The sequence below is a fragment of the Blattabacterium cuenoti genome (assembly GCF_014252035.1).
In the GTDB taxonomy this organism is placed as follows: domain Bacteria; phylum Bacteroidota; class Bacteroidia; order Flavobacteriales; family Blattabacteriaceae; genus Blattabacterium; species Blattabacterium cuenoti_Z.
Genome location: NZ_CP059207.1, coordinates 188,510 through 210,692, shown reverse-complemented (window position 1 = coordinate 210,692; position 22,183 = coordinate 188,510). Strand labels below are relative to the sequence as shown.

The 22,183-nt window shown below is 24.8% G+C and carries 21 protein-coding genes; 13 read left to right on the top strand and 8 right to left on the bottom strand.

Annotated elements, in window-relative coordinates; genetic code table 11:
- The first annotated feature begins 18 nt into the window (after positions 1-18).
- The 6 genes from hisC to hisIE are packed head-to-tail and all read left to right on the top strand — an operon-like array spanning position 19 to position 5,051.
- Positions 19-1,140 carry a histidinol-phosphate transaminase gene (hisC, locus tag H0H49_RS00980; protein WP_185864632.1) on the top strand — a complete coding sequence of 374 codons (1,122 nt, stop codon included), beginning with the start codon at positions 19-21 and terminating at the stop codon, positions 1,138-1,140.
- 1 nt (position 1,141) lies between these two features.
- Positions 1,142-2,317, top strand: a complete 1,176-nt coding sequence (gene hisB, locus H0H49_RS00975) for a bifunctional histidinol-phosphatase/imidazoleglycerol-phosphate dehydratase HisB (protein WP_185864631.1) — start codon at positions 1,142-1,144, stop codon at positions 2,315-2,317.
- 19 nt (positions 2,318-2,336) lie between these two features.
- Complete coding sequence (gene hisH / locus H0H49_RS00970; protein WP_185864630.1) at positions 2,337-2,927, top strand: imidazole glycerol phosphate synthase subunit HisH; 591 nt, start codon at positions 2,337-2,339, stop codon at positions 2,925-2,927.
- 27 nt (positions 2,928-2,954) lie between these two features.
- Positions 2,955-3,674 (top strand): 1-(5-phosphoribosyl)-5-[(5-phosphoribosylamino)methylideneamino]imidazole-4-carboxamide isomerase, encoded by a 720-nt coding sequence (hisA, locus tag H0H49_RS00965; RefSeq protein ID WP_185864629.1) that lies wholly within the window; start codon positions 2,955-2,957, stop codon positions 3,672-3,674.
- A 14-nt stretch (positions 3,675-3,688) separates the two neighbouring features.
- A complete protein-coding gene (gene hisF, locus H0H49_RS00960) occupies positions 3,689-4,462 on the top strand; it encodes an imidazole glycerol phosphate synthase subunit HisF (protein ID WP_185864628.1) in 774 nt (257 codons plus the stop codon).
- Positions 4,440-5,051 carry a bifunctional phosphoribosyl-AMP cyclohydrolase/phosphoribosyl-ATP diphosphatase HisIE gene (hisIE, locus tag H0H49_RS00955; protein WP_185864627.1) on the top strand — a complete coding sequence of 204 codons (612 nt, stop codon included), beginning with the start codon at positions 4,440-4,442 and terminating at the stop codon, positions 5,049-5,051. Before hisF ends, hisIE begins: the two co-directional genes overlap by 23 nt.
- A gap of 4 nt (positions 5,052-5,055) precedes the next feature.
- On the opposite strand, the gene H0H49_RS00950 is transcribed toward hisIE, so the two are convergent.
- Genes H0H49_RS00950 through rsmA form a run of 3 tightly spaced genes read right to left on the bottom strand, consistent with a single transcriptional unit; the run spans position 5,056 to position 7,321 of the window.
- A complete protein-coding gene (locus H0H49_RS00950; protein ID WP_185864626.1) occupies positions 5,056-5,673 on the bottom strand; it encodes a 7-carboxy-7-deazaguanine synthase QueE in 618 nt (205 codons plus the stop codon).
- A complete protein-coding gene (locus tag H0H49_RS00945; RefSeq protein WP_185864625.1) occupies positions 5,670-6,542 on the bottom strand; it encodes a bifunctional 5,10-methylenetetrahydrofolate dehydrogenase/5,10-methenyltetrahydrofolate cyclohydrolase in 873 nt (290 codons plus the stop codon). The genes H0H49_RS00950 and H0H49_RS00945 overlap by 4 nt, the downstream gene beginning before the upstream one ends.
- Positions 6,539-7,321 (bottom strand): 16S rRNA (adenine(1518)-N(6)/adenine(1519)-N(6))-dimethyltransferase RsmA, encoded by a 783-nt coding sequence (rsmA, locus tag H0H49_RS00940; protein ID WP_185864624.1) that lies wholly within the window; start codon positions 7,319-7,321, stop codon positions 6,539-6,541. The genes H0H49_RS00945 and rsmA overlap by 4 nt, the downstream gene beginning before the upstream one ends.
- A 68-nt stretch (positions 7,322-7,389) precedes the next feature.
- Between rsmA and serS the strand changes: the two genes are divergently transcribed.
- On the top strand, positions 7,390-8,658 hold the full coding sequence (gene serS / locus H0H49_RS00935; protein WP_185864623.1) for a serine--tRNA ligase: 1,269 nt from the start codon (positions 7,390-7,392) through the stop codon (positions 8,656-8,658).
- A gap of 8 nt (positions 8,659-8,666) precedes the next feature.
- The gene (gene metF, locus H0H49_RS00930; RefSeq protein ID WP_185864622.1) at positions 8,667-9,629 is read left to right on the top strand and encodes a methylenetetrahydrofolate reductase [NAD(P)H]; all 963 of its coding nucleotides are present in this window, start codon (positions 8,667-8,669) and stop codon (positions 9,627-9,629) included.
- 1 nt (position 9,630) lies between these two features.
- On the opposite strand, the gene H0H49_RS00925 is transcribed toward metF, so the two are convergent.
- On the bottom strand, positions 9,631-10,608 hold the full coding sequence (locus tag H0H49_RS00925; protein WP_185864737.1) for a pyruvate dehydrogenase complex E1 component subunit beta: 978 nt from the start codon (positions 10,606-10,608) through the stop codon (positions 9,631-9,633).
- 436 nt (positions 10,609-11,044) lie between these two features.
- Between H0H49_RS00925 and H0H49_RS00920 the strand changes: the two genes are divergently transcribed.
- A complete protein-coding gene (locus tag H0H49_RS00920; protein ID WP_317168705.1) occupies positions 11,045-11,722 on the top strand; it encodes a bifunctional nuclease family protein in 678 nt (225 codons plus the stop codon).
- Here H0H49_RS00920 and H0H49_RS00915 read toward each other — a convergent pair whose 3' ends face one another.
- A complete protein-coding gene (locus H0H49_RS00915) occupies positions 11,723-12,202 on the bottom strand; it encodes a dihydrofolate reductase (protein WP_185864621.1) in 480 nt (159 codons plus the stop codon).
- Positions 12,203-12,240: 38 nt separating this feature from the next.
- Between H0H49_RS00915 and H0H49_RS00910 the strand changes: the two genes are divergently transcribed.
- Positions 12,241-14,886, top strand: coding sequence for a valine--tRNA ligase (locus H0H49_RS00910; RefSeq protein ID WP_185864620.1), 2,646 nt, complete (start codon positions 12,241-12,243; stop codon positions 14,884-14,886).
- Positions 14,887-14,889: 3 nt separating this feature from the next.
- Here the strand turns inward: H0H49_RS00910 and H0H49_RS00905 are convergent, their stop codons facing one another.
- Genes H0H49_RS00905 through ndk form a run of 3 tightly spaced genes read right to left on the bottom strand, consistent with a single transcriptional unit; the run spans position 14,890 to position 16,729 of the window.
- Complete coding sequence (locus H0H49_RS00905; protein WP_238784956.1) at positions 14,890-15,630, bottom strand: TPM domain-containing protein; 741 nt, start codon at positions 15,628-15,630, stop codon at positions 14,890-14,892.
- Positions 15,631-15,668: 38 nt separating this feature from the next.
- Complete coding sequence (locus tag H0H49_RS00900; protein WP_185864618.1) at positions 15,669-16,274, bottom strand: LemA family protein; 606 nt, start codon at positions 16,272-16,274, stop codon at positions 15,669-15,671.
- A complete protein-coding gene (gene ndk / locus H0H49_RS00895; protein ID WP_185864617.1) occupies positions 16,271-16,729 on the bottom strand; it encodes a nucleoside-diphosphate kinase in 459 nt (152 codons plus the stop codon). Before ndk ends, H0H49_RS00900 begins: the two co-directional genes overlap by 4 nt.
- Positions 16,730-16,827: 98 nt before the next feature.
- Between ndk and H0H49_RS00890 the strand changes: the two genes are divergently transcribed.
- The 3 genes from H0H49_RS00890 to argS all read left to right on the top strand — a co-directional run bounded on the left by H0H49_RS00890 (position 16,828) and on the right by argS (position 22,179).
- A complete protein-coding gene (locus tag H0H49_RS00890; protein WP_185864616.1) occupies positions 16,828-19,278 on the top strand; it encodes an alpha-ketoacid dehydrogenase subunit alpha/beta in 2,451 nt (816 codons plus the stop codon).
- Positions 19,279-19,342: 64 nt separating this feature from the next.
- Complete coding sequence (locus H0H49_RS00885; RefSeq protein ID WP_185864615.1) at positions 19,343-20,392, top strand: branched-chain amino acid aminotransferase; 1,050 nt, start codon at positions 19,343-19,345, stop codon at positions 20,390-20,392.
- A gap of 14 nt (positions 20,393-20,406) precedes the next feature.
- The gene (gene argS / locus H0H49_RS00880) at positions 20,407-22,179 is read left to right on the top strand and encodes an arginine--tRNA ligase (protein WP_185864614.1); all 1,773 of its coding nucleotides are present in this window, start codon (positions 20,407-20,409) and stop codon (positions 22,177-22,179) included.
- Positions 22,180-22,183 lie beyond the last annotated feature (4 nt).

The following is a 22,183-nucleotide window of genomic DNA, read 5'->3' as shown; positions in this document are numbered from 1 at the left end:
TAATAAATAATAAAATACATGAATAAGAATAGTTGTTATTCAGATTTTGATTTAGTTTCCTTAATAAGGAAAAATATTTTAAATATTAATCCTTATATTTCTGCTAGAATAGAACATAAAGAAAAAAAAGATTCTATTTTTTTAGATGCTAATGAAAATTCTTTTGGATCTCCTTTTTCTTTTTATAATTCTTATAATCGATATCCAGATCCATTACAAGAAAAATTGAAAAAAAAAATATCGTATATCAAAAATATTGATTCTTCCAAAATATTTTTAGGAAATGGTAGCGATGAAATTATTGATTTAATATACCGTATTTTTTCTTGTCCTGGTAAAGATAATGTTATTATATTTCCTCCTACTTATGGTATGTACGAAGTGAGTGGAAGGATTCATGGAGTTAATATAATAAAAATTCCTCTTATAAAAGAAAAATATCAATTGAACTTGAAAGAAATAAAAAAAGTTATTAGTGATAGTAGTAATTCCTTTATCAAAAATAAAATTATTTTCATTTGTTCTCCAAATAACCCTACTGGAAATGATATAATAAAAGAAGATATCAAACTTGTTATAAAAAAGTTTTCAGGAATAGTAGTTATAGATGAAGCTTACATAGATTTTTCCTCTAAAAAATCTATTTTAAATGAAATAGATAATTTTCCTAATTTAATTGTTTTACAAACATTATCTAAATCTTGGGGGTTAGCAGGCCTAAGAATAGGTATAGCTATAGCTTCAAAAGCTATTATTAGTTGGATGAACAAGATAAAATTTCCATACAATGTAAGTATCAATTCACAAGAAATAGCAATTAAAGCTCTTGAAAATAAAGATTTATTTTTTTATAATTTAAAAAATATCCTTTCGGAAAGAGAATATTTAAAAAATTCATTAAAAAATATTCCTATTATAGATAAAGTATATCCTAGTTCATCCAATTTTTTTCTAGTGAAAATAAATTCCCCATCCATACATCTTTATAAGTATTTAATAAATAATAAAATTATTGTTAGAGATCGTTCAAAGGTTATTCTTTGTGAAAATTGTTTGAGGATAACAGTAGGAACTCATGAAGAAAATGAGTGTTTAATTAATAACATTGAAAAATATTCACATGATAGAAAAAAAAAATAAAATGAAAAAAATATTGTTTATTGATAGAGATGGAACTATTATAGAAGAAAATACTTCTAACTATCAAATTGATTCAATTGAAAAAATAATTTTTTATCCAAGAGTTATATTTTTTCTATCAAAAATTGTACGGAAACTAAATTATGATGTAGTTATGGTCAGTAATCAGGACGGTTTAGGAACAAATAAGTTTCCTGAAAAAATATTTTGGTCTATACAAAATCATATTTTAAATATTCTAAAAACAGAAGGAATTAATTTTCATTCTATACATATAGATAAAAGTTTTCCTGAAGAAAAGCTTTCTACAAGAAAACCTGGTGTAGGAATGCTTACTTCTTATATCAATTCAGATTTATATGATTTATCTGAATCTTTTGTTATTGGAGATAGGTTTACAGATGTAATATTAGCAAAAAATTTAAACTGTAAATCTATATGGATAAGAAAAAATTATCGTCATTATGAACAATTTACAAAGGAGGAAAAATATTTTTATTCCACTATACATGATAAAAATAGTATAGAAAAAATAATATCTTTAAAAACGGATAATTGGGAAGATATTTATAATTATTTATCATCTATCAATTATAATAAAAAAATATCATATCATAGAACTACATCGGAAACAAATATTAAAGTAGATATTTCTTTATATGGAAAAGGAGTATCTCATATTCAAACAGGAATTGGATTTTTTGATCATCTTTTACAACAAATGTCATTCCATAGCTGCATGGATTTAAAAATAAATGCAGTTGGAGATCATTATGTAGATGAGCATCATACAATAGAAGATACAGCAATATCTCTAGGAACTGCATTTTATAGATCATTAGGAAATAAAATAGGTATAGAACGATATGGATTTTATTCTCTTCCTATGGATGAAAGCTTATCTACTGTTGTACTGGATCTTGGAGGAAGAAGTAAATTACTTTGGAAAGTAAAATTTTTTAGAGAAAAAATAGGAAATATGCCTACAGAAATGTTCTATCATTTTTTTAAGTCTTTTTCCTTAAATGCAAAATGTAATATACATATTCATGCTATAGGTAAAAATGAACATCATAAAATAGAATCTATATTTAAATGTTTTGCAAGAGCTATTAAAATAGCAATAAAAAAAAATGATATATATAAAAAAATACCTAGTTCTAAAGGAATATTGTAAAAAATTTTTAATAAAAATTATGAAAATAATCATCATAAAATATCCTGCAGGAAATGTACAATCTGTTCTTTTTTCTCTAGAAAGAATAGGAATACAAGCGATTTTAACAGATTCTGTAGAAGATATTCAAAGTGCAGATAAAGTGATTCTTCCTGGAGTAGGTGAAGCTAATTTTGCTATGGAATATTTGAAAAAAAAGAAATTGGATATCCTTTTATCAAGGTTTGAAAAACCTGTATTAGGAATATGTTTAGGTATGCAATTATTATGCAAATATTCAGAAGAAAGTAATACAAAATGTATAGGAATATTTGATTTATTAGTGAAAAAATTTTCATCAAAAAATAAAGAAGATAAGATTCCTAAAATAGGATGGAATACCATTCATAAATTAAAAGGTCCTTTATTCAAAAATATTCCAGATGGAAGTTATCAATATTTTGCACACAGTTATTATGCACCTTTGGGAAAATACACTATAGCTACAACAGAATATTTAACATTTTACAGTGCTGCTTTGCAAAGAAAAAATTTTTATGCAGTACAGTTTCATCCTGAAAAATCTTCGTATGTCGGACATCGAATATTAGAAAATTTTATTCAATTATAAAATTATAAAATAATTTTTGTGATGATAATGAATAATATTATTGTAGCTATAGATTTAATTGATGGAAAATGTGTTCGTTTAATACAAGGAAATTTTCAAAAAAAGAAAATTTATAACAATGATCCATTAGATGTTGCTTATATGTTGGAAGACAATGGAATATCGAGATTACATTTGGTAGATTTAGATGGAGCAAGAGAGGGTAAAATAGTACATTGGAAAACTTTAGAAAAAATAGCAAAAAATACACATTTAACTATTGATTTTGGTGGAGGAATTTGTACAGAAAATGATGTAAAAACTGTATTTGAAAATGGTGGTCATATGGTTTCTGTAGGAAGCATAGCTGTAAAAAAACCTATTTTTCTTAAAAATTGGATTGATACTTATGGACCTGATAAAATTTTATTAGGAGTAGATATTAAAAATAAAAAAATAGCAATTAATGGATGGAAAATACTTTCTAATATCCCATTTTGGGATTTTTTAAAAAAAAAAGAGAAAGATGGAATAAGAACAATTTTTTGCACAGATATATCAAAAGATGGAGTTTTATCTGGACCTTCTTTTTCTCTGTATAGTAATATTATAAAAAAATTTCCTAAAATAAAACTTATAGCAAGTGGAGGTGTTAGTAGTATAGAAGATATTAAAAATTTATTTCATTTGGGTTGTCATGGAGTTATTATTGGAAAGGCTATATACGAAAAAAGAATATCATTATTAGAACTAAGAAATTGGAAATAAAATAAATAATAATTATGTTAGTGAAACGTATTATTCCCTGTTTAGACATAAGGGACGGTAGAACAGTGAAAGGAGTAAATTTTAAGGATTTGATAGATGCTGGAGATCCAATAGAATTAGTTCAATGGTATACGAATCAAGGTGCTGATGAGTTAATATTTCTTGATATAACAGCTACAAATGAAAATAGAAAAACTTTAATTACTTTAGTTAAAGATATTTCTCGTTATATCAATATTCCTTTTACTGTTGGAGGAGGTATTAAAAATGAAGAAGATGTAGAGTTACTATTGAAATCAGGGGCAGATAAAATATCCATTAATACAGCTGCTTTTAAAAATCCAAAACTTATAGAAAATTTTTCCAAAAGATTTGGAAGTCAATCTATTGTGTTAGCTATTGATACAAAATATGAAAAAAATGATTGGTGGGTATATTTAAACGGAGGAAGAATTTGTACTAATACTAGAACTTTAGATTGGGCAATAGAAGTATCTGAAAGAGGTGCAGGAGAAATATTATTAACTTCAATGAACCATGATGGAACAAAAAGTGGATTTGCTTTAGATATTACTCGAAACGTATCAGAACATATTTCTATTCCTGTTATTGCATCAGGTGGTGCTGGAAATTTTCATGATTTTTATCAAATATTCCAAGTTGGAAAAGCACATGGAGCTTTGGCCGCAAGTATTTTTCATTACAGAGAAATAGAAATTCCAAATTTAAAACATTATTTAAATAATCTTCAAATTCCAGTACGATATGAGAAAGGAAATAAATTTTAAAAAAGGATTGATTCCCGTTATTGTTCAAGATTCAGAAACAAATAAAGTACTAATGTTGGGTTATATGAATATTGATGCTTATGAAAAAAGTATTCATGAAAAAAAAGTTATTTTTTATAGTAGATCTAAAAAAAGATTGTGGAAAAAAGGAGAAGTAAGTAAAAACTTCCTTATTATCGAAAAAATATTAGTAGATTGTGATGGAGATACTTTACTAATTAAAGCGAAACCAACTGGTCCAATTTGTCATAAAGGAACAGATACTTGTTGGAAAGAAAAGAATAAAAAGAATTTTCTATTTTTTTTAGAAGATATCATTTCAAATCGAATAATAAGAAAAAGAGAAGAAGAAGATAATTCTTATGTATATAAATTATCGAAAAAAGGAATAAATAGAGTAGTACAAAAATTTGGAGAAGAGTCTGTTGAACTGATCATTGAATCGAAAGATAATGATGAAAACTTATTTTTAAATGAATCTGCAGATGTTCTTTTTCATTATCTTATTCTTTTACATAAAAAAGGAATAAATTTAAAAAAAGTAATAAAAATTCTTGAAAAGAGACATTTAAAATGCAACAATAATTAATATTTTATTTTATATTTATCATTTTATGAATTTGAAGAGATAATCTCCATTTAGGATTTTTTTTGATATAATAAATGATTTTTGGAATCATTTTGTCATAATTATTCCATTCAGGTTGTAATGATAGTATACAATTTTTTTTATTTTTAATAAAATATGATTGTCTTTCAGCAAATAAAAAATCATTTTCATTGGAAATAACTACTTTTAATTCACTAATTTTTTTTTCATAATTTTCTTTTAATGGAAATCTGTTTTTTTTTGGAGAAATAGTAATCCAATCTATATATTTATCTTTTATAAGATAAGAACCAGAAGTTTCTACATGAATATTATACCCCATTTTTTTAAGAATTTTTGTTAGAGGTGATAAATTCCACATCATAGGTTCTCCTCCAGTAATAATAATAGTATTTGTTTTTTCGTTGTTTACATTATCAATAATTTTTTCAATTGGAACAAAATCTTCTTTTTTTATTTTCCAACTATATTTGGTATCACACCATTTGCATTTTATATCACATCCTTCAAAACGAATAAAATAAGCAGCTATACCAGAATGGTATCCTTCTCCTTGAAGAGAATAAAAAAATTCTTTTATAGGAAAAAATATTTTTTTCATTTGTTTTTTAAAGCTGCTTTTAAAGTATTTTTTAATAACATAATACGAGTCATAGGCCCTACCCCTCCTGGAACAGGTGTGATATAAGAAACTTTTTCATAAACGTTATGAAAATCAACATCACCTATTAAAATATTTTTATTGTTATTTTTTATATTATTGATTCCTACGTCTATAATAATGGATCCTTTTTTTATCATATTACTTTTAATAAATTTTGGAATACCTATTGCTACAATAATAATATCTGCTTGTTTTGTAAATGATTCTATATTAGGGGTTTTACTATGAGTTATTGTAACTGTACTATTTCCAGGATATGCCTTTCTACTCATTAGAATACTGATAGGAGTACCAACAATACGACTTCTTCCTATGATAACAGAATGTTTACCTGAAATATCAATTTTATTTCTTTCTAACATAGTTATAATACCTAATGCTGTAGCAGGAAAAAATGATTTCATACCCAAAGCCATTTTTCCGAAATTTTCAGGATGAAACCCATCTACATCTTTTTTTGGATCAATAGATAAAATTATTTTTTCTTGGTTGATATGTTTTCCAAGAGGTAATTGAACTATAAATCCATCTATTAATGGATTTAGATTCATTTTTTTTATTTCCTTTAATAAAATATTCTCTGAAATAGAGGAAGATAAATGAATAAGTGTAGATTTTATTCCTGTTTTTTTACATTCTTTTATTTTGCTATTTACATATGTTATACTAGAATCATTATTCCCCATTAAAATGATTCCAAGATGAGGAATACGTCTTTTTTTATTTATTATTTTTTCCTCTATTTCTTTTGAAATTTCTTCTCTTATTTTTAATGCTAATTGATTTCCATCCAGTAATTTAGTCATTTTCTAATTTCTATTTCTTTTGTTAATTGGATAAATTCTTTAAAAGATAATTCTTCTGCTCTTTTGTCTAAAAATGGTATTTGATAAAAATTGGAAATATTATTAAATAGCTGTAAAGAATTTTTTAATTTTTTTCTTCTTTGATTAAAAGCGGTTTTAACACATTTAAAAAATAAATTTTTATTGCACGATATATAGTCATTTTCTTTTTTTTTTTTCAAATAAATTACTGCAGATTTTACATTCGGAACGGGAGTAAATACATTTTTTGTCACAGAAAATAAGTATTCTACATCATAAAATGTTTGAATTAAAACAGATAAAATTCCATAACTTTTTTTACCTTTATTAGAAACAATACGTTCTGCTACTTCTTTTTGAAACATCCCAATACATTCCGGTATATATTGATGATATTTTAGTATATGAAATAATATTTGTGAAGAAATACCGTAAGGAAAATTTCCAATAATAGCAAAATTGTTCAGTCCTATTTCTTCCGGGTTCCATTTTAAAAAATTTTTATGAATAATTCTGTTTTCTAAAAAAGGAAATTTTTGTTTTAGAAAATTTGTAAGTCTTTCATCAATTTCTATTAAAAAAATTTTATGATCTGAATATAATAAATGTAAATATTGCGTTAATATCCCAAATCCAGGACCTATCTCTACTACAGTATTATAACCTTTAAAAGATAAACTTTTCACTATTTTTTTTGCTATATTTTTATCTTTTAAAAAAGATTGACCAAATTTTTTTTTTGGAAAAAAATTTCGCATGTTGCAAATATAAATAATATTATTTGTTATCTATATCTTTGATATTCGTATAGACTTCATTTTCAAAAATGTTTCAAACATATTTTATAAAAAAAGATAAAGAAAAAATTTTATTAGGATTGAAAAAACGTAATTTTAATAAAATTTCCATAATAGATAAAATATTTTTTTTAGATGAAAAAAGAAAAAAATTACAATCACATTTAAATAAAATATTAGAAAAAGAAAATATTATATCCAATCAAATTGGAAAAATATTGAATTCTGATTTAAAAAATCAATTTGAAATTGATTTTTTAAAAGAAAAAAAATTATATCTAAAAAAGGATAAAATAATTATTAGTGATCAATTAAAAAAAATTATTCAAAAATTAAAAGACAATTTAGATCAAATACCAAACATTCCAGATGAAAAAGTAAAAAAAAAAAGTAATGATATTATTTTTCAAGAAAAAAAATATACTTCTATTCTAGATTTAGAAAAGCCGCTACCTCATTGGGAGTTATCAAAAAAGTTTAATTTATTTAATTTAAGTTTAGGAACAAAGATATGTGGAAGTGGATTTTCTGTATATATGGGAAAGTGTGCAAAATTACAAAGAAGCTTAATTCAATATTTTTTAGATCAAAATATAAAAGCTTCTTATGAAGAATATGTTTTGCCGTATTTAATAAATGAAAATTCTGCATATTCTACTGGACATATTCCAGAAAAAAAAGGTCAAATGTATTTCATAGAAAAAGATAATTTTTATCTTATTCCTACGGGAGAAGTTCCTATTATGAACTTTTATAGAGATAAAATATTTTCGTATTCAGATCTTCCAATTAGAGCTACTACTTATACTTCATGTTTTAGAAGAGAAGCTGGATCTTATGGTACTAAGGTTAGAGGATTAAATAGATTACATCAATTTGATAAAGTAGAAATTATTCAAATTGCTTCTTCCGAAAATTCTTATGATTCTTTCGAAGAAATGATTTTACATGTAAAAAATATTATTCAGTCTTTAAAATTACCATTTCGTATACTTCGTATAAGTGGAATTGATCTTGGATTTTCTTCTGCAATAACTTATGATTTTGAAGTTTATTCTATCGCGCAAAAAAAATGGCTTGAAGTAAGTTCTGTTTCTAATTGTACAGATTTTCAATCAAATAGATTAAAAATTCGTTATAAAAATAAAGGAAAAATAAAATTATGTCATACACTTAATGGAAGCGCATTAGCGTTACCCAGAATTATTGCAGTATTATTAGAAAATAATCAAACCAATACTCATATTAATATTCCTAAAGTTTTGATACCATATACAGGATTTGATAAGATTAAATAAAATTTTTTATGAAAGTCATTGATCATATAGATAAAGCCAAAAAAAGTTTATTTTCTTTTGAAATATTACCGCCTTTAAAAGGACATGATATTCAAGATATTTTTTCTACTTTAGATCCTCTTATGGAGTTTAATCCTCCTTTTATTGATGTTACTTATCATCGTGAAGAATTTATTTATGTAGAAAAAGAAAATGGTCTTTTACAAAGAAGAAAAATTTCAAGACGTCCTGGTACTGTCGGTATTTGTGCAGCTATTATGAATAAATATGGAGTTGATGCTGTTCCACATCTTATTTGCGGAGGGTTTAATAAACAAATGACAGAAAATGCTCTAATAGATTTAAATTTTTTGGGGATAGATAATGTTTTACTCCTTAGAGGAGATTCACTTAAATATGAAAATAGTTTCCTTGCAAAAGCAAATGGACATAAATATGCGGCAGAACTTGTGAAGCAAGTTAAAAATTTAAATAAAGGAAAATATCTTGATAAAACTTTTGTAAAACAAAAAGATTACCCATTATTTAATTTTTGTATTGGAGTAGCTGGATATCCGGAAAAACATTTAGAATCTCCTAATATAGATAGGGATTTATTTTTTTTGAAAAAAAAAGTTGATGCAGGTGCTGATTATATTGTGACTCAAATGTTTTTCGATAATACAAAATATTTTGATTTTGTAAAAAAATGTCGATCCCAAGGAATTTCTATTCCCATCATTCCAGGAATTAAACCTATTTCATCTAAACATCAATTAAATAGCCTTCCTTCACGTTTTTATTTAAATATCCCTAATGAATTAGTAAAAGAGATAGAAAAAGCAAAAGATAAAAAAACAGTATTCCACATTGGAATTGAATGGGCAATTCATCAGTCTAAAGAATTAAAAAATGCTGGAGTAAAAGTAATCCATTATTATACAATGGATAAACCAGAAAATATTTATAAAATAGTTCAAGCTATCTATTAGATTAGATATAAAGAGTTTCTTTTATAGATTTTATTATTTTTTTTTCTTTAGGATACCAAATTTCAATTAAATTAGGAGCATAAGGAGCAGGTGTATCTAATAAAGTTATTTTATTTATAGGAGCATCTAAATAATCGAATGCTTTTTTTTGTATAAAATATGAAATTTCAGATCCAATAGAGGAAAACGGCCATGATTCTTCTAAAATAACTAGTCGATTAGTTTTTTTTACAGAGTTTAGTATAGAATTATAATCTAATGGACGAATAGTTCGAATATCTATCACTTCTATACTTATATTTTCTTTATCTAGTTTTTTTGCTATTTTCATAGCTATTTTCATAATCTTTCCAAAAGATACCAAACTGACGTCAGTTCCTTTTTTTTTTATATCAGCTGTTCCTATGGGAATAGTATATTCTTTTTCTGGAATCATCATTTTATCCCCGTACATTTGTTCAGACTCCATAAAAATTACTGGATTATTATCTCTAATTGATGATTTTAATAGACCTTTAGCATCATAAGGGTTGCATGGAATAACTACTTTTAATCCAGGACAACTCGCATACCAACTTTCAAATGATTGAGAATGAGTAGCACCTAATTGCCCAGCTGATCCAGTAGGTCCTCTAAAAACAATAGGAATATCCCATTGTCCTCCACTCATATAACGTATTTTTGCTGCATTATTAATAATTTGATCCATAGCTACTAAAGAAAAATTAAAAGTCATGAACTCAATTATAGGTCGGCATCCATTCATTGCAGAACCTATCCCTATTCCAGAAAATCCTAGCTCTGATATAGGTGTATCTATAACTCTTTTTGAACCAAATTCTTCTAACATTCCTTTAGATGCTTTATAAGCTCCATTGTATTCAGCTACTTCTTCTCCCATGAGATAAACAGAATGATCCCTTCTCATTTCTTCACTCATAGCATCTGTGATAACTTGACGAAAAGTTCTTTCTTTCATTTTCATATGAATGTGGTGTATAAATAAAATTCAGAAAATATAGAGAAAAAAAACTAGGTATAAAAAAATAGTTTATTAGTAGTTGGAATTATTTTTGTATGATCAGGAAATAATGAATAATTCATTATCTGTTGCAGTTAAAAACTACTTGCTTTTTTGATATTATTTTTCCAATAATGTATTATTATTTTAATAACAATAGTGAATAATAAATAAAAACATGCGAATATTATTATTTTTCAGTAATATTATTATAAAAATTTTATGAAAAAGGTGTTCATTCATAACGAACCAAGTTTAAACTTATATATAAAAATTTTTTACATAAATAATTTTGTATATATTATTATGCTATAATAAATACTTAGAATACTTAAAAATACCTGACTGGAAAATATTTAGTATAAATTATTATTAGAAAATATCATATTTTCCTATGATGAATCATTTTATAAGATTAGCTATAAGGGGAATATCCTTAAGTCAAATACAATCTGGTATATACGTTTTGTTACTTGAAGAGGAAACTGGAAGGGTGAAACTTCCCATAATAATAGAAAGTATTCAGGCACAATCTATTGCTTATGCTATTGGAAAAAAAAATACATATAGATATTTTACTCATGATTTATTTTTTACATTATTACAAGCATTTAATATAAAATTAAATGCTGTTGTTATTTATAAATTAATAAATGGAATATTTTTTTCTTATATCCTATTTGAATCAATATCAAGTAACAATAATAATGATGAATTAAACAAAAAGAAAAAAGAAAATAAAAAAAAAGAATGTAAAATAGAATCAAAAACTTCTGATGCTATTGCATTAGCCGTTAGATTCCAGTCTCCTATATATGCAACGAAAGAAATATTTGATAAGGGAGGTATTTCCTTTGAAAATGGTTTTACTATTGATGATAATAATAATATAAATGAAAATTATGAATTGATAGATGATCATAACACTTTTATTTTTTTTAATGAAAAAAGTCAACAAGATTTGGAAAAAATGACAGATAGAGATTTAAATGTTTTATTAAATCAGGCAGTTGTGAACGAGTATTATGAATTGGCTGCGAAAATTAAAAAAGAGTTAGATAGAAGAGAATGATTATTTTTTTTCAAATCTTATAAAACTATAATCATATAAATGATTTTCATCTTTATTATAAAAAAATTCATGTATTTTTCTCCATTTTTTTTTGTCTATTATTGGAAATTTTGCATCTCCATAAAATCTTTGGTGTACTAATGTTAATTCTATGATATCTGCTTTATTAATTGTAGATTTATATACTTCTTCACCACCAATAATAAATATTTTTTCATATGTAAAAAAACTCATTTCTTTTATGGATGAGATAGTTTTCACTTTTTTTTTAAAAAAATTAGCATTTTTCGTTAAAATAATATTTTCTCTATTTGGTAATATTTTTCCAATGGAATTAAAAGTTTTTCTACCCATTACTATCGTTTCTCCAATAGTTAACGTCTTGAAACGTTTTAAATCATTGGGTAAATGCCACATTAATTTATTATTTTTTCCGATGAATCCATTTTTTGATACGGATGCGATAATAATAATTATCATTATTATTTCAATTTTTTTTATAATTTTATAGTTATAATATGGGTATTTCAATTAAATATAATCCTAGATTAATAGAAAAAAAAATATATGATAATTGGATAAAGGGTCATTACTTTTCATCTTATCCAGATAAAAGAGTTCCTTATACTATAATAATGCCGCCTCCTAATGTAACTGGAATCCTTCATATAGGACATATACTAAATAATACTATTCAAGATGTATTGATTAGATATGCTAGAATGAATGGATATAATTCTTGTTGGATACCTGGAACAGATCATGCTTCCATTGCAACAGAAGCTAAGGTTATTTCTTTATTGAAAAAAAAAGGACTATCTAAGGAACTATTGGGAAGAGAGAAATTTTTGTCTTTTATTTTAGAATGGACAAAAAAACACCAGGATATTATATTTTATCAACTCAAAAGATTGGGATGTTCATGTGATTGGAGTCGTACTCAGTTTACTATGAGCGAAAAATTATCAAAATCTGTGATAAAAGCTTTTGTTAATTTATATGATAAAGGATATGTATATAGAGGTAATCATATTGTCAATTGGGATCCAAAAGCGAAAACAACTCTTTCCAATGAGGAGGTAATTTATAAAGAACAAATAGGTATACTTTATTATATAAGATATAAAATACAAAATGAAGAAAATATTTATGTTACTATAGCAACAACTCGTCCTGAAACCATGTTTGGAGATACAGCTATTTGTATTCATCCAAATGATATACGTTATTTTAGTTTAATAGGAAAATATGCACAAATACCGATGACTAATAGAAATATTCCTATTATACAGGATTCATATGTAGATATGAATTTTGGAACAGGTTGTTTAAAAGTAACTCCGGCCCATGATTTTAATGATAAAAATATTGCTGATAAACATCGGTTGAATGTTATTAATATCTTTAATGATGATGCTACTCTCAATGAAAAATGTCCACTTTCATATCAAGGAATGGATCGTTTTAATGCAAGAAAAAAAATTGTTGAAGATTTAAGAAAACTTGGTTTTATTGTTAATTCTGAAAAATTGAAACAAAAAATTGGTTTTTCAGAAAGGACATCTTCTATTGTAGAACAAAAATTATCTCTACAATGGTTTTTAAAAATGAAAGAATTATCTATTCCTGCCATAAAATCTATCAAAAATGAAGAAATTAAATTTTATCCAAGTAAATTCAAGATAAATTATTTTCAATGGATGGACCATATAAAAGATTGGAATATATCTAGACAATTATGGTGGGGGCATCGTATTCCTGCATATTATTATGGAAATGGTGATAGTGATTTTGTAGTTGCGGAAAATATGAAAACAGCTTTGATAAAAGCAAAAGTAAAAACTGGAAATTCACATATAAAATATATATGGCAAGATAAAGATGTTTTAGATACTTGGTTTTCTTCTTGGTTATTACCGGTATCTATATTTGATGGAATATGTAATCCTAAAAATAATGAAATATGCTACTATTATCCAACAGAAGATATGGTAACAGGTTCTGATATATTATTCTTTTGGATTTCTCGTATGATTATATCAGGTTTTTTTTTCAAAAAAAATAAGCCATTTAAAAGAGTTTATTTCACTGGAATTGTAAGAGATAATAAAAATAATAAAATATCAAAATCATTAAATAATTCTCCAAATATAATAGATTTAATTGAAAAATATGGAGCAGATGCTATTCGTATGGGGATTATGTTAAAAACTAGTGCAGGAAAAGATTTTCATTTTGATGACAAAATGTGTTTACAGGGTAGCAATTTTTCTAATAAAATATGGAATGCATTTCGTTTAATTAAAAGTTGGAATATTGAAATAGAAAATAAAAATATTTCTGAATCAGAAAAAATTGCTATGTTGTGGATTAAAAATCGTTTTTATTTTATTTTAGATTCTTTCAATAATTCTTTTAAAGAATATAAATTTGATGAATCATTGATGATATTATATAAATTTATATGGTATGATTTTTGTTCCCATTTTTTGGAAATTATAAAACCAAAAAATAAAAATATATCAAAAATAGTTTATTCAAATACAATTTTTTGGTTAGAAAATATATTGAAATTATTACATCCGTACATGCCTTTTATTTCGGAAGAGATTTGGAATATTATTAGAAAAAGAAAAAAAGAGGAAGCTTTAATCATTTCTTCTTGGCCTAAAAGAAAGATTTTTGATAAAAATGTTTTATTTTGTTTTGAAAATACTACTAAAGTGATATCCAAAATACGTCATATAAGGAATATGAGAAACATTCCTTATAAGGAATCTCTATCATTATATATTATGATCAAAAGACATTCCAAAATATATGATCCAATTATATTAAAATTAGCAAATTTAACTAAAATAGTTACTGTATTAAAAGAACCTGTTAATACTTCATTTATTCCATTTTCCATAGGAAAGGACAAATTTTTTTTGTCGGTCAATAAAAATTACATTTTACATGATGAAATTTTTCATTTAGAAAAAAAAATAAAATATTTTTATAATTTATTATCTATGATTAGAAGGAATTTATCCAATGATAAATATGTGAAATTTGTACCTCATGATATTCTTTTGAAAGAAAGGAAAAAAGAAAGTGATACATTAGAAAAAATATATCATTTAAATGAAAATTTGAAGTCTATGAAAGATAAAATGAAATAAAAATTACCAATTTTCACTACTTCCTCCTCCACCAAAATTACCTCCTCCTCCGAATCCATTGTCAAAATCGTCTTTATTTTCATCATCCTTTAAATTTTCATTTAATGTAGGAAATATAAAATCTATGAAAAATAATGTTTTTAATAAAGAAAAATTTCCTAATTTTTTGAAAAAAAGAATATAATATATAATGAATAATAATAAAATGTAGCTAAAATAATTCCTATATTGGATAGTTTTTTTTTGTCTTTCTTTTTGAAATTTTCCTTGTAAAATTTTAAATATTTCTTGAGTACTGGAATCTATAGCTTGATAATAAAAATTATTTTTTAGTAATGGTTTTACTTTATTTATAATTTTTGTAGTTGATAAATCTGTTAAATATGGTTCTATTCCATATCCATTTTGGATAGATATTTTTTTATCATTGATAGATAATAATATAATGATTCCGTTATTTTTTTGTAATTTTCCTATTTTCCATTTTTCTCCCCATTTCATAGCTAGAAAATTTGGATCTTCTCCATGAAGATCTTGTATAATTGTAACTAAAATTTCTGTAGATGTTTTTTTAGAATAAGAAATTAATTTTTGATTTAATTTTTCTACTTCTTCACTTGATAAAATTCCTACATAATCCTGAATAGGATTTATTTTTTTAGGTATTTTTGGTATACTAAATTGTCCTTTAGTTGATTCCGTATTATATAAAAACATTACAACTAATATGAATAATAAATTCATAAATTTTCTCATATATTTTTGAGAAATATTTGTTAGATTTAGTTAGTAGAAAAATCTACAGACGGAGATTTTTCTGATCCAATTTGAGATTGAAAATATCCTTTTTCTTTAAATTTAGAAAAAAAATTTGCAATAATAATTCTTGGAAATTGGTTTCTATAAATATTAAAATTGTTCACTTTTTCATTAAAACGAATTCTTTCTACATTAATACGATTTTCTGTTCCTTCCAATTGATTTTGTAATTCCGAAAAGTTTTGTGTAGACTTTAATTCTGGATAATTTTCCACTACTAATAATAACCTATTTATGGAATTATTTAACCCATCCTGTACTTTTTGAAACCTGTTGATTTGAGTTTGATTTAAATCATTTGGATTTACACTAATGGAAGTTGCTCTAGATCTAGATTCTATAACTTGATTTAATGTATTTTTTTCAAAATTCGCAGAACCCTTTACAGTATTAACTAAGTTTGGAATCAATTCTGATCTACGTTGATAAACATTTTCTACTTGTCCCCATTGTGTTTTTATATTTTCATTTAGTTTAATTAATTCGTTATATGTATTTATACTCCACATTCCTATTGAAAATAAAAATATAAAAATAGAAAATAGAGTAATTAGAAAATTTTTTTTCATTTTGAAATATTCAAATTATTGTCAACTAATTTACTGTAAAAAATTTCTCTATGAGAAAAATAAAACTGATATTCTCTAATTGCTTTTTCATTACTATCCGATCCGTGTATTGCATTTTTTTCTAATGAAGTAGCATATAAATTTCTTATAGTACCATTTTTTGCTTTTATTGGATTTTTATCTCCTATTAACATTCTAAAATCATTCACAGCATTTTTCTTTTCTAATACAATTAAGACTACAGGTCCAGAAGACATAAATTCAACTAAAGAATTAAAAAAAATTTCTTTCTCATGTTCTACATAAAATTTTTTAGCTTCTATTTCAGATATTTTTTTCATTTTTATTCCTATTATATGAAATCCTTCATCAATAATTTTTGATAAAATAGGAACAACATAGTTATTTTTTACTGCATCTGGTTTGATAATAGAAAAAGTAATTTTTCCATACATAATAATTATGATAATTAATGAAGAAAATCTAAAATTAAATAAAGAAATTCATAAATAAAAATTACTATATTTTCACTCAAATAATATAAATAAAATAAATGAATAATAGATATAATAATATCAATGATGATGATAATTCTTTTGAATCTTTTCAAAAAATGGTTCTTGATGATTATAAATTGGCTAGGATAAGTAGAGAAACGAGTATTTTAGGAAGAAAAGAAGTATTAAATGGAAAAGCGAAATTTGGAATTTTTGGGGATGGAAAAGAAATTCCACAATTAGCGATGGCAAAAGTATTTAAAAATGGAGATTTTAGATCTGGATATTATAGAGATCAAACTTTCATGATGGCTATTGGATGTTTAACTGTTAAAAATTTTTTTTCTCAATTATATGCTCATTCAGATTTAGAATATGAACCTATTTCATCTGGAAGAATGATGACGGCTCATTTTGGAACTAGACTTTTAAATAAATATGGAAACTGGAAAAGTCTTATAAAAGAAAAAAATTCTATCGCTGATATTTCTTCTACAGCAGCTCAAATGCCAAGATTATTAGGCTTGGCTCAAGCTTCTAAAATATATAAAAAATTAAAGAATTTAAGGAAATCTCATAAAATATTTTCTTGTAATGGAAATGAGGTAGCTTTTGGCACTATTGGGAACGCTAGTATATCTGAAGGTATATTTTGGGAAACATTGAATGCCGCTTCTGTATTACAAATTCCTATGATACTTTCTATTTGGGATGATGAATATGGGATATCTGTTCCCAATAAATATCAATTTTCAAAGAAAAAAATAAGTGATCTTTTATCTGGATTTAAAAGAAATAAAAAAGAAAAAGGTATAGAAATCATTCAAGTAAATGGATATGATTATATGGATTTAACGAATAAATATATAGAAGCAGATAAAATAGCGCGTTATGAATATGTCCCAGTTATTATACATGTAAGATATTTAACTCAACCGCAAGGACATTCTACATCATCTTCGCATGAACGATATAAATCAAAAGAAAGATTACAATGGGAAATCGATCATGATGGAATCAAAAAATTTAGGGATTGGATTTTAAGATTTCAGTTCGAGACAAATAAAGGTTCATTAAAAAAAATAGCAAATGTTGGTTTATTAGATAAGATAGATTTTGAAGCAAAAAATTATGTAAAAAATGAACAAGAAAAAGCGTGGTCAGAATTTCAAAAGCCTATTCATGAAATTAAAAATGAGATATTAAATATTTTAGAAAAATTTTATAATGCTTCTTATTATACGGATAAAAAATGGATACAAAAATATGTAAAAAAATATATGCAAGAATTGCAGAACGATTCTAAAAAGAACACAAAAAAATCAATATTTTGTATTGCAAGAAGATTTTTATATCTTATTTATGAAGTAGAATCTTTTCCAGAGAAGAATTTTTTGAAAAAATGGATTCATAAAAAATATTCAAAAGAACAAGAAAATTATTCATCACATTTATATAGCGCTTCTAATAAATCTTCAATAAATATTACAGAAGTTTTTCCAATTTATAAAAAAAATTTTGTTGAAGTTGATGGTAGGATACTATTGAGAGAAAATTTTGATAAATTATTAGAATTATATCCTGATCTTTTGATTTTTGGAGAAGATGTTGGAAAAATAGGAGATGTAAATCAAGGATTAGAAGGTCTTCAAAAAAAATATGGTGAAACTCGTATATTTGATACTGGAATACGAGAGTCTACTATACTAGGACAAGGAATAGGTCTTGCTATGCGAGGGCTTAGACCTATAGTTGAAATTCAATATATAGACTATATATTATATGCTTTACAAATTATGAGTGACGATTTAGCTTGTTTACAGTATAGAACAAAAGGTGGCCAAAAATCTCCTGTTATTATTAGAACAAGAGGACATAGACTAGAAGGTATATGGCATTCTGGTTCTCCTATGGGAGGTATTTTAAATTATTTAAGAGGCATTTTAGTTCTTGTTCCTAGAAATATGGTAAAAGCAGCTGGTTTTTATAATACTTTACTATCAGGAGATGACCCTGCTCTTGTAGTGGAATGTTTAAATGGATATAGAGTAAAGGAAAAGTTACCATATAATTTAGGTTTTTTTAGAACACCTATTGGAATAGTAGACATTACAAGAAAAGGTAAGGATATAACTATGGTTACATATGGTTCTACATGGAGAATTGTAAATGAAGCCGCGGAAGAATTATATAAAATTAATAATATAGATTCTGAAATTATTGATATTCAATCTTTATTGCCTTTTGATTTACATAAAAATATCGTAAAAAGTTTACAAAAAACAAATAGATTATTAATTATAGATGAAGATGTTCCAGGAGGAGCATCGGCTTATATTTTGCAGAAAATATTAGAAGAACAAAAAGGTTACTACTATTTAGATCTTCCTCCTGTTACAATTACAGCTAAAGAACATCGTCCACCTTATGGTTCTGATGGAGATTATTTTTCTAAGCCATCTGTAGAAGATATTGTGGAAAAAGTATTGGAAATGATTTATGAATAAATAATATTATTACAAAATAATAGTTATTATATATATTTGTTTTTATTAATTTTCTTTGAAAGTTATGAAAGTAGAGATAGCTATGTCTTCAAGAATTAATGAAGTCGATTTTAATCGAATTCCTTTCGGAACGCATTATTCAGATCATATGTTTCGTTGTGAATTTTCGAATGGAAAATGGAAAAATTCCATTATTGAACCTTTTGGAAAAATAAAGTTATCACCTGTATCTCCTGTTTTTCATTATGGACAAGCTGTTTTTGAAGGAATGAAAGCTTACAAAGATAAAAATAGTGAAGTTTTTTTGTTTCGTCCAGAAGAAAATTTTAAAAGAATTAATAGATCTGCTATACGTTTAGAAATGCCAACTATTCCAGAAAAAATTTTTATGAATGGACTAAAAAAATTGATAGATATAGATAGAAATTGGGTTCCGAAATATTATGGAAAATCTTTGTATATACGTCCATTTTTAATAGCAACAAATGGTGTTTTATCTGCAAAACCTTCCAAAGAATATATGTTTATGATTATATCTACTCCTGCAGATTCTTATTATAAATATCCTCTTAAAGTAAAAATAGAAGAAAAATATAGCCGTTCTGCATCAGGAGGTGTTGGTTTTACTAAAGCTGCTGGGAATTATGCTTCTTCCTTTTATCCAACTAAGTTAGCAAATGAAAAAGGATTTGATCAAATTTTATGGACAGATTCTTCTACCCATACCATGATAGAAGAATCTGGAACTATGAATGTTTTCTTTTTATTAAAGGATAAACTCATAACACCAAAGGCTAATGATAATATTTTAAATGGAATTACTTGTAAAAGTATTATTACTTTAGCGGAAAATGAAAATATTGATGTAGAAGAAAGAGATTTTAGTGTTTCAGAAGTTATCAGAGGGTTAACTAATGGAGAATTAAAAGAAGCTTTTGGGTGTGGAACTGCAGCTGTTATAAATTATTTTGAAGTTATTAATTATAGAAATACCAATTTTATGTTACCAAATATTCCAGATAATAAACGATTATCCCTTCGTTTAAAAAAGATATTGTTAGATGTACAGCATAATTTATCCAATGATCCTTTTGGATGGAGGGTCCATATATAATAAATAATTATTATATGAATGATGATCAATCTATAGAAAAAGTAATAAAAAAATCGATTTACATTCTATATAAACTAGATATTTGCCCGGAATTGAATTTTCAATACACTAAAAAAAAACATCATAGTAGAGGAGATTTAACTTTAGTTTTATTTTCTTTATCTAAGAAAATAAAAAAATCATTGCAAGATATAGGTTATGATATAGGAAGTTATGTACAAAATAAATTAAAAGGATTAGTTATATTTTCAATTGTAGGGGGGTTTCTAAATTTTATATTTGAAGATAATTATTATATTTTTCTTATTAGAAAAATGCTAATTACAAATTTTTTTCATGATGAATCAAAAAAAAAATATTATCAAAAAATAATTATAGAATTTTCATCTCCCAATGCTAATAAGCCACTTCATTTAGGGCATATGAGAAATAGCCTTATTGGTAATTCTTTATCAAAAATATTAAATTTATTTGGACATAAAATAATAAAAATTCAAATAATTAATGATCGAGGAATACATATATGTAAATCTATGATAGCATGGTTAAAATTTGGTAATGGAAAAACTCCTGATAGTGAGAAAGAAAAAGGAGATCATTTTGTTGGAAGGTATTATAATTTATTTGATAAAATTTATCATAAAGAAATAATAGAAAAAAAAACAAAGCATAATGATAAAATTCAAATTATAACACCAATTTTGAATCAAGCAAAAATACTTTTAAAAAAATGGGAAGAAGGGGACTACAAAACTAGAAATGTTTGGAAAACAATGAATAGATGGGTTTATAATGGATTTAATGAAACTTATAAAAAGTTAGGAATATTTTTTGATAAGGTAGAATATGAAAGTGATGTTTATCAAATTGGAAAAAAAATAGTTATAGAAGGTTTAAAAAAAGGAATTTTTTTTCAGAAAAAAGATGGATCTATTTATATTGATTTAGTTAATGAAGGATTTGATGAAAAAATTTTATTGCGATCCGATGAAACTTCTGTATATATTACTCAAGATATCGGTACAGCAGTAGAACGTTTTAAGAAATACAATATGGATAAATTAATTTATATTGTAGGGAGAGAACAAGATTATCATTTTAAAGTTCTTTTTATTATATTAAAGCGTTTAGGATATCCGTGGGTAAATAAATTATCTCATTTATCTTATGAAATGGTGTATTTACCTAGTGGTATTATGAGATCCAGAGGTGGAAAAGTAGTCAATGCAGATGATATCATTTCAAAAATGTTTTCTATTGCAATAGAAAATTTTCCTAATAAGTATTCTAAAGAAGAAAAAAAAAAATCTTCTGAAATAATAGGTTTAGGAGCATTAAAATATTTTTTACTTAAAATAGATCCTAAAAAAAAGATCGTTTTTTCACCAGAAAAATCTATAGATTTTAAAGGAAATACAGGTACTTATATTCAATATACTTACTCAAGAATTCGTTCTTTAGAAAAGAAATTTTTTGAACTTTTTTTGTTAGTAAATTATTCATGGTCAAATGTAAAATTTGATATATATGAAAAAAATATGATCAAGATACTTTATCAATATCCATTGGTTTTAAAAAAATCAGCAAATCATTTAAATCCATCTTTGATAGCAAATTATATTTATGAAACAGCTAAAACATTTAATCATTTATACCAAAAAAAGAAATTAATAGATCCTATAAATATAGTTAGTAGTAATATCTCTATGAATATTATTCATGTTACGGGAAATATTTTGAAATCTGGAATGAATTTACTAGGAATAGAAATGCTAGATCGTATGTAAAAAA

Excerpts from the sequence above, each read along its gene's own strand:
- hisC (WP_185864632.1), top strand. The coding sequence starts at position 19 with ATGAATAAGAATAGTTGTTATTCAGATTTTGATTTAGTTTCCTTAATA.
- hisB (WP_185864631.1), top strand. The coding sequence starts at position 1,142 with ATGAAAAAAATATTGTTTATTGATAGAGATGGAACTATTATAGAAGAA.
- hisH (WP_185864630.1), top strand. The coding sequence starts at position 2,337 with ATGAAAATAATCATCATAAAATATCCTGCAGGAAATGTACAATCTGTT.
- hisA (WP_185864629.1), top strand. The coding sequence starts at position 2,955 with ATGAATAATATTATTGTAGCTATAGATTTAATTGATGGAAAATGTGTT.
- hisF (WP_185864628.1), top strand. The coding sequence starts at position 3,689 with ATGTTAGTGAAACGTATTATTCCCTGTTTAGACATAAGGGACGGTAGA.
- hisIE (WP_185864627.1), top strand. The coding sequence starts at position 4,440 with ATGAGAAAGGAAATAAATTTTAAAAAAGGATTGATTCCCGTTATTGTT.
- H0H49_RS00950 (WP_185864626.1), bottom strand. The coding sequence starts at position 5,673 with ATGAAAAAAATATTTTTTCCTATAAAAGAATTTTTTTATTCTCTTCAA.
- H0H49_RS00945 (WP_185864625.1), bottom strand. The coding sequence starts at position 6,542 with ATGACTAAATTACTGGATGGAAATCAATTAGCATTAAAAATAAGAGAA.
- rsmA (WP_185864624.1), bottom strand. The coding sequence starts at position 7,321 with ATGCGAAATTTTTTTCCAAAAAAAAAATTTGGTCAATCTTTTTTAAAA.
- serS (WP_185864623.1), top strand. The coding sequence starts at position 7,390 with ATGTTTCAAACATATTTTATAAAAAAAGATAAAGAAAAAATTTTATTA.
- metF (WP_185864622.1), top strand. The coding sequence starts at position 8,667 with ATGAAAGTCATTGATCATATAGATAAAGCCAAAAAAAGTTTATTTTCT.
- H0H49_RS00925 (WP_185864737.1), bottom strand. The coding sequence starts at position 10,608 with ATGAAAGAAAGAACTTTTCGTCAAGTTATCACAGATGCTATGAGTGAA.
- H0H49_RS00920 (WP_317168705.1), top strand. The coding sequence starts at position 11,045 with ATGATGAATCATTTTATAAGATTAGCTATAAGGGGAATATCCTTAAGT.
- H0H49_RS00915 (WP_185864621.1), bottom strand. The coding sequence starts at position 12,202 with ATGATAATTATTATTATCGCATCCGTATCAAAAAATGGATTCATCGGA.
- H0H49_RS00910 (WP_185864620.1), top strand. The coding sequence starts at position 12,241 with ATGGGTATTTCAATTAAATATAATCCTAGATTAATAGAAAAAAAAATA.
- H0H49_RS00905 (WP_238784956.1), bottom strand. The coding sequence starts at position 15,630 with ATGAATTTATTATTCATATTAGTTGTAATGTTTTTATATAATACGGAA.
- H0H49_RS00900 (WP_185864618.1), bottom strand. The coding sequence starts at position 16,274 with ATGAAAAAAAATTTTCTAATTACTCTATTTTCTATTTTTATATTTTTA.
- ndk (WP_185864617.1), bottom strand. The coding sequence starts at position 16,729 with ATGTATGGAAAAATTACTTTTTCTATTATCAAACCAGATGCAGTAAAA.
- H0H49_RS00890 (WP_185864616.1), top strand. The coding sequence starts at position 16,828 with ATGAATAATAGATATAATAATATCAATGATGATGATAATTCTTTTGAA.
- H0H49_RS00885 (WP_185864615.1), top strand. The coding sequence starts at position 19,343 with ATGAAAGTAGAGATAGCTATGTCTTCAAGAATTAATGAAGTCGATTTT.
- argS (WP_185864614.1), top strand. The coding sequence starts at position 20,407 with ATGAATGATGATCAATCTATAGAAAAAGTAATAAAAAAATCGATTTAC.